Here is a 7088-nt window from a genome sequence, read left to right on the forward strand (position 1 = left end):
GGCTCTGCTGTCCCTCCGAGTTGGCCACTCAAACGATGTTCAGCCGGACGCTGGCAGACAAGGCGCAGGCCGGCGTGGACGCGACGCCGGCACGCTTCCGTCTCCTAGCCGCCGGCCGACGCTTCCGTCATCTTCTTGACCACCTGGTCGATGCCGAAGCTCGCCGACTTCTGTCGCGGCGGGAACTCCTTGAAGGTGGCCAGGAACTCCGCGACGAAGGCTTGCGCGGGAATGAGCATGTAGATGCGCCGGAACATCCAGTCGTAATAGGTGTTCGATGTGATCTGTGCGTGCTCGTAAGGATCCGTCCGCAGGTTGAAGATATAAGGTGCGCGCAGCACCACGAACGGATCCTGCCAGATCTTGAGGGTGCCCTGGACGCGCTGTTCCATAAACATCACCTTCCAGTTGTCGTAGCGCAGCGCCGCCACGTCACCGTCATCGGTGAAGTAGACGAAGCCCTTGCGCGGACTCTTCTCCTCCTGGCCCGTGAGGTGCGGCAGCAGGTTGAAGCCGTCGAGATGGACCTTGAAGGTCCTGTTACCGATCTTGTGGCCCTTCTTCAGCTTTTCCGTGATATCCGGCTCGCCGGCCAGTGCCAGGATAGTGGGAAACCAGTCCTGGTGGCTGATGATCTCGTTCGACACCGATCCGGCGGCAATCCTACCCGGGAAGCGCACCATGCAGGGCACGCGATAGGCGCCTTCCCAGCTTGAGTTCTTCTCGTTGCGGTAGGGCGTCGTGCCAGCATCCGGCCAGGTGTTCATGTGCGGGCCGTTGTCGGTGCTGTACTGCACGAAGGTGTCGTCAGCGATGCCGAGCTTGTCGATGAAGTCGAGCATCTCGCCGATGCACTTGTCATGGTCGATCATCACGTCGTGGTATTCGGACTGCCAGCGGCCAGCCTGACCCTTGCTTGACGGCTTCACATGTGTCCACGCGTGCATGTGGGAGGTGTTGAACCACACGAAGAACGGTTCATTGGCGTCATGGGCGGCCTGGATGAAATTCTTGGCCGCGGCGAGGAATTCGTCGTCGCATGTCTCCATCCGCTTGATGGTCAGCGGTCCGGTGTTCTCGATCTTCTGCCCACCCTTGCCGTCTGCCCAGCAATGCAACACGCCGCGAGGACCGTACTTCCTCTTGAAATTGGGGAAGTCCTTCTCGCTCGGATAGTCTACGTGTTCAGGTTCTTCATCGGCGTTTAGATGATAGAGATTGCCGAAGAACTCGTCGAAGCCGTGCATCGTTGGCAGGTGTTCGTCGCGATCGCCGAGATGGTTCTTGCCGAACTGGCCGGTACGATAGCCGAGCGGCTTCAGCGCCTCGGCAATGGTGATGTCCTCGGCCTTGAGGCCGAGATCGGCACCCGGGAGACCCACCTTGGTAAGGCCTGTGCGCAGACCACATTGCCCCGTGATGAACGAGGCCCGGCCGGCGGTGCAGCTCTGCTCCGCGTAGGAGTCGGTGAAGAGCATGCCTTCTTTGGCAAGGCGATCGATGTTGGGCGTCTTGTAGCCCATCACGCCCATCGTATAGCAGCTAAGGTTCGACTGACCAATGTCGTCGCCCCACATGACTAGGATGTTCGGCTTCTTCTTCGTCGCCATTTGCTCGCCCTCCGCCCGAGATTTCAACGATGATGCAGTCCTCGACCCGCATTTCGACCCAATGGGAGCCGAACTTGTGTCGCCGGCGATCAATCTGGATAGAAAAACGCGTCCCCTGACCGCCGTGAGGGGCGAATCAGGCAATCCGCCGGTCAGCGATTCATCAGGGATCGAAGAGCGTCCGGATGCTTGATGCGAATGCGGCGGTACGACAAATCGATATACCCAGCTTGCTCCAGGCCGCGAAGCGTCGCGCCGAGCGTGGTCCGCGCGACATTGGCAATATTGGCGAGTTGTTCCTGCCCCACGTCGAGTTCGGCAAGCCATTCGACCGGCGTCTCGCGGCGGCAGCCCGCAAGATGCAGGAGAATGCCGATGACCCGCTCTTCGTGATCTCGGCGCATGAGATCATCCGACAGCCCAACAGCCGTATCGAAATGTCCGACCGTCACAAGGTAGAAATGTCGCCACGCTTCCGGGTTCTCCGCCAATATGACGTTGACTGCAGAGGATGGCAGATACAGCAGCTCGGTCTCGCGGGTTGCCTTCATCCCGACCCGGCGCTGTTGGCCCGAAAGCGCGGCAATCTCTCCAAACCAGCTCCCCGGGATCAGTAGGCTGGCAACATAGGGGCCGCGTTCTGCCGGTGCGATCTCGACCGCAACGCCGCCGCTCACGAACCCGAACATGCCTCCAGCGACATCTCCGAGACTGTAGATCTGCTCTCCCGCCGGAACGACACGATACTGGCATTGCTCGATGACACGTCTCTGAAACGCAGGCTTCATTCTACTTAACCATCCACGCCTGAGCATGAGCGCCTTTGCTGCGGTGCCATTCTTCATTCGTTCCTCAAACATGGCGCTGATAAGTCGTAACGGACCAGGTTTCAGAAGCAGCGGTTCAACGTTGCCATCATTCGCTTAGCTGCGATCTCAGGACGTCCGGTGCCAGGACCTGAATGCGGCGGTAGGCCAGTTCGATATGGCCTGCTTTCTCGAGATCGCGCAGCACCGCACCTGTCACGGTGCGCCCTATATTGGCAATTCTCGCCACCTCCTCCTGGCCAACTTCGAGATCGATGCGCCGTGCATCGGGCGGTGTAACCTGGCGGCAGCCGCCGAAATGCAGAAGGATCGCGGCCACGCGTTGCGCGTGATCGCGACGCAAGACGTCGTCGAGAAGCGAGGTGACCTTCTGGAGGTCGCTCAACGACAATCGGGCGAACATTCGCCAGCGGCCTGGCACCTCTCGGATGAGATCGTCGATCGCCTGTTTGGGCAGGAAAAGCAGTTCGGAGTCACGGGTTGCCTTCAGGCCGGCCTGCTGGAAGCCGGTGATCACGCCGCGATATCCAAGCCAGGCACCAGGTTCGGCGAAGAACGCAAGATACGGCGCCCGTTCCGCCGGGGCGATCTCGATGCCGACACGGCCCGCTCCCACCCCGTAAAGCCCGGTTGCGTGATCTCCGATCCTGTAGATCGTAGTCCCCGCCCTGACTTTCCTGAGCTGGCAACGCTCGAGAACCGCCTGCTTGAACCCGGCCGGCTTCTTGCTCAACCATCCGATCCTGCAGACGACTTCTGCTGATGTTTGCATGGCGTTCACCACTTCATGATTTCATCGATGCAAGCGGGTCGATCATCGGCTGGGTACTCGCACGGATCATGCCTCAACTCGGATGGTCGAGGTCAAGCGTCATCCATAGAGTGGCGGCCAACGCGAATCCGTAAACGAAGCTAAGGACCGGGAAGCGACGACCGATCTGCCGGTTAACGAAGGACATCAGGACGAGCGCCTGAGCGGTTGTGATCAGCAGCACCACCTTGAGCAACAGCATCACCACGAGCATGAGCTGAGGGCTGCCCGCCGTGCCGCGAAGCGCGATGTCCCAGAGGCGATCGTGCTGGGCCCTCTCCCCGGCCAACAGCGCTGCGGTCTTGGCGGCATCGTGGCTGCGGCCCGCACTGGCGCAAAAGTGGCGCCGCTTATGACGCCGAGCTGCTTGTCGAACTCCGGTCCATCGCGGCCGATGTGCCGGCCGAGGCGGAAACCAACTTCGCAGGCAAGAAACGCGCCGACGATCGGGAACACCGGCTGCACAATCTATGAAAACACGCACCCCACCCCCGCGGGCGACAAGGCCGCTCATTGCGGACATTATGCATTGTGCCCGATTCTGCGACGGCTACCGCTACCGCTTGCCTATCGATGGATACACAACGGCTATCCACTTAAAGGATGATTTCAACGGCCTGCATAATGAGGGAGCGGAAGGAGACGATCGTAAAAGTGAGCGGTAAGAGCGGCAACGCAGTAATGATCGCGAGCTGAATAGGCAGCTTGAGGCCGAACGGAACCAGCCTCGTCTCCTGCACGATCTCGTAGCCTGTCGCGAGATCGGCGAGCGACTGCATGTCGCCGCTCCCCAGCATCGGCTCGTCGACCGGCCTTTTGCCCTGGATCCACTTCTCGTGGAAGGCCTGCGTGTACCGTGCCGAGAGAAGCCCGTACTCGCCACGACCCTGGCGCCTGGCGACCAAGAGCGGCGCCGCAAAGACACACAAAGGCGCGATGATCACTGCCACGACGCAACATACGAGCACGAACGCCTCGACCTGGAAGTCGAGCGCACTACTGCCCTGGAGCACGCGTTCACCAATCCAGCCGGACAGCAGGGCGCCATGCGCGAGCAACAACGGCGTAAAGGAATAGGTGCTGTTGCCTACAAAGCCGAGACCTGCAGCCCGGTCGGCGTGGGTCGGGATGAGATTGAGCTTCAGGCACGAGATGCGCCACAGCGTGACGGCCCAGATGACCAATCGCATGTACCAGCGGTAGCCGACAAACTGGAATAATGGGATCGAGACGAACGCATACCAGTAGCCCGGCAGGGTCAAGGAGAGACCGCCGCCGCCGTCGGGCGCCGCGTACCAAGTCGCGCCTCCGAAGGCGATCTGGGAGCGCCACAGCCATTGGCCCACCGTGAAGGCAAGGATCAGAATCGCACCCTCCAGGAATATCGAATTGCGGCACCGCAAGGCCTGCTCGATGATGGCGTTGAACTTCGGCTGCTCCTCGAGCGGGACAATCCTGCGCTCAATGAAATGCCGGATGACGTGGCGTAGGCGCCGATGCACCGGCAATTCGGCTGCGAATAGCAACGGCAGCACGACGAGTAGCCGGACCTGGCCTTCGATATCGTAAAGAAACGGCACGAAGCCCTTTCCGGGGAGCAGCTTTCCATCCATTGCCGCGAGGACGAGGAGCGGCAGCCAGGCGAACAAGGTCAGCACTAGGATGCGGCGTTCCAGGAAGCCGACCGGCGGTCGCAACAACTTCGAGCGCAAGAGGAGCTGATAGAGCGGGCCGCCTGCGATGAGTGAGAAGTCGGGGCTCTTCGGAAATTGTGACATAGTCGGACGATCCTACTTTCACTTCAGCAGCTGGCTGAGGAGCAGACATAGGACGTCGACAGGCAGACGCCGCGCACCGGATGGACGATCCGCAGCATAGATGCTCGAGATTCGATCATGCCCCTCCCCATCCGGCCGGCGTCAAGACGGCGTCGCGTCGTTGCGCGGCGATCGTCTACTCGACGGCGCCATCAGGCCTCCGAGACCGACCGTGGCGGCCAAGAGAGAAAGGCCGCCACGAGTCCACCGTATGCCCAGCGGCCCATTGAGCACCGGTCGCTTTGCATAGCCAACTGCCACACCGGCACTCGATGGTTTCGATAGCTTACAATCCGAGCCCAGATTGCCCGCGAGCGATCAATTGTCCCCTGGTCAGCCCTACTGGCTGAGTATCGCTTTCAATGCTTCTGGCTCCAGAATTCGAATCCGACAGTACGACAATCCGGTGCTGCTCGCTCGCATGCTCGGCCCCCCATTCTCTTTCCTGCGCGGATCGGCGGCAGCGGCCGATGGCGCTGCGGCGTTCGACAAGAGCCTGCGCACCCGCACGGCTTTCTCCGAGCATAGCCGGGTTTCTGACGGGGTCTTCTCTGAGGTGCATTTGGTGTCGTGTCGCAACGTGCGTCGTGACCACTGGCCGCTATTCGTCGAGTTCGATCTCTAAGGCCATGATCAGGATGAAGCCCAGCGCGTTGGTGATGACGCCCGAGGGCACCCAATCGACCTGGCGTATGAGGTAAGGCTCGACGCTGATGTGCTTATCTATGGGGAACGTCGTCCCCAGTGTCAGGCGATAGCGGGCGAACTGGCCGTAGCGCGTGTCGAAGAACACCTCGGCCGAAGTGTAGGGCGTGAAGGTGTAGTTTCCGATCGTGACGTCGCGCTGGACCTGCAGTCGCTCGCGCAAGCGCACCGCGAAGCCACTGTCCAGCCAGCGGAAGTCCTCACGCGTGGCCGTCATGCTGCTTATCCTTACTTTGCTGTTTACTCCCTGGCGCGGGCGGGTCGACGTGCCAGGGCTTCTCAGGGCCGAACAACAGGCTGTACTGCTCGCCGCCGAACCGGGACGGCTGGTTGCCATGGCCAAGCAGAACACACAGGTCTCGGAGGCGGCAGCGGCGCTGTGGCGTTCAGAGACGCGCGCGGCGACCCTGGTGGTCCGGGCACCCTTTGCCGGCGAGCTCAAAGACGTCCCGCCAGACCTGCGCATTGGCGATGATATCCGCCGGTTGGAGCGGCCCGGTATCCTGATCGCCTCAACGGTCGCCGTTGTGGAGGCTTATGTCACGGAGGCCGATCTCGATCGTGTCCGAACTGGCGCCTCGGCACGACTGATCCTGCTGGACGGCCGCACCCTGCCCCTCGTTGTCAGCGAGGTCGCGCACATTTCGACACGTGCCCTCGATGTAGCGGAGCTGGCTTCGACCAATGAAGGGCCTATTGCCGTTCGACGTGGCACTGGCGGCACACTCGTCCCCGAGCGAGCTATCTATCGGGTTATCCTTGCCACCAGCGATCCCTCAGCAGAGACAACGTCACGACTGGCTGGGCGGATCGTCATCGAGGCCGCACCGCGCAGCTTCATCGACATCCTCTATCGCAAGGCAGTAGCGTTGATCATTCGAGAGTCTTCGATGTAGGGACCGAAGGCAGCCGGCACCGACGCTGAGCCTAAGCCCGTCATCCGAAAGGACTGTCATGCTCAATTAAGCTGCATGTCTGCCATTGCCGTAGTTGACGGCTTCATGGGGACTGAAAGGATCACCTACATCGTCGAACACATGAACCAAGCCCATAAAAAGGCTCTGGTTCGTTCAGCAACGACTAACGATAAATTGTTCGATAGATGAAGGTCTTTACAGAGCCAGACAATCGAACTGGACGTGCCCAATTCACCTCACCCAGCGCGGCAAAGCGATCGGTCCGGAGCGGCCAATCTACAAGAACGTCAATCGTTCTCGCCGCTCAATCTTCTAAGTTTGGGCAGTTGCTGACTGGCGGTCACCCTAGCCTCGGGGGGTGCAGCCCGTCGCACAACGCGAATGCCTTTGAGCCAAAGGCG

Annotated in this window: 7 protein-coding genes; 1 reads left to right on the forward strand and 6 read right to left on the reverse strand. The window is 60.8% G+C overall.

All coding sequences use genetic code 11. The annotated features are described in order from the left end of the window. Positions 1–104 precede the first annotated feature (104 nt). The 6 genes from EPO50_RS00515 to EPO50_RS00545 all read right to left on the reverse strand — a co-directional run bounded on the left by EPO50_RS00515 (position 105) and on the right by EPO50_RS00545 (position 5987). Positions 105–1610 (reverse strand): arylsulfatase, encoded by a 1506-nt coding sequence (locus EPO50_RS00515; protein WP_296340682.1) that lies wholly within the window; start codon positions 1608–1610, stop codon positions 105–107. Positions 1611–1762: 152 nt separating this feature from the next. Next, positions 1763–2455, reverse strand: coding sequence for a Crp/Fnr family transcriptional regulator (locus EPO50_RS00520; protein WP_296340683.1), 693 nt, complete (start codon positions 2453–2455; stop codon positions 1763–1765). A 70-nt stretch (positions 2456–2525) separates the two neighbouring features. Then, positions 2526–3170: a Crp/Fnr family transcriptional regulator gene (locus EPO50_RS00525; RefSeq protein ID WP_296340684.1), complete on the reverse strand. Its 645-nt coding sequence runs from the start codon at positions 3168–3170 to the stop codon at positions 2526–2528. Positions 3171–3282: 112 nt separating this feature from the next. After that, positions 3283–3537: a hypothetical protein gene (locus EPO50_RS00530; RefSeq protein WP_296340685.1), complete on the reverse strand. Its 255-nt coding sequence runs from the start codon at positions 3535–3537 to the stop codon at positions 3283–3285. A gap of 307 nt (positions 3538–3844) precedes the next feature. Beyond that, positions 3845–5026 (reverse strand): hypothetical protein, encoded by a 1182-nt coding sequence (locus tag EPO50_RS00535; protein WP_296340686.1) that lies wholly within the window; start codon positions 5024–5026, stop codon positions 3845–3847. A 640-nt stretch (positions 5027–5666) separates the two neighbouring features. After that, the gene (locus EPO50_RS00545; RefSeq protein WP_296340687.1) at positions 5667–5987 is read right to left on the reverse strand and encodes a DUF2490 domain-containing protein; all 321 of its coding nucleotides are present in this window, start codon (positions 5985–5987) and stop codon (positions 5667–5669) included. Between EPO50_RS00545 and EPO50_RS00550 the strand changes: the two genes are divergently transcribed. Further along, positions 5986–6666 (forward strand): HlyD family efflux transporter periplasmic adaptor subunit, encoded by a 681-nt coding sequence (locus tag EPO50_RS00550; protein ID WP_296340688.1) that lies wholly within the window; start codon positions 5986–5988, stop codon positions 6664–6666. The genes EPO50_RS00545 and EPO50_RS00550 overlap by 2 nt on opposite strands. Positions 6667–7088: the final 422 nt, after the last annotated feature.

Source organism: Reyranella sp., assembly GCF_004297405.1.
GTDB lineage: Bacteria > Pseudomonadota > Alphaproteobacteria > Reyranellales > Reyranellaceae > Reyranella.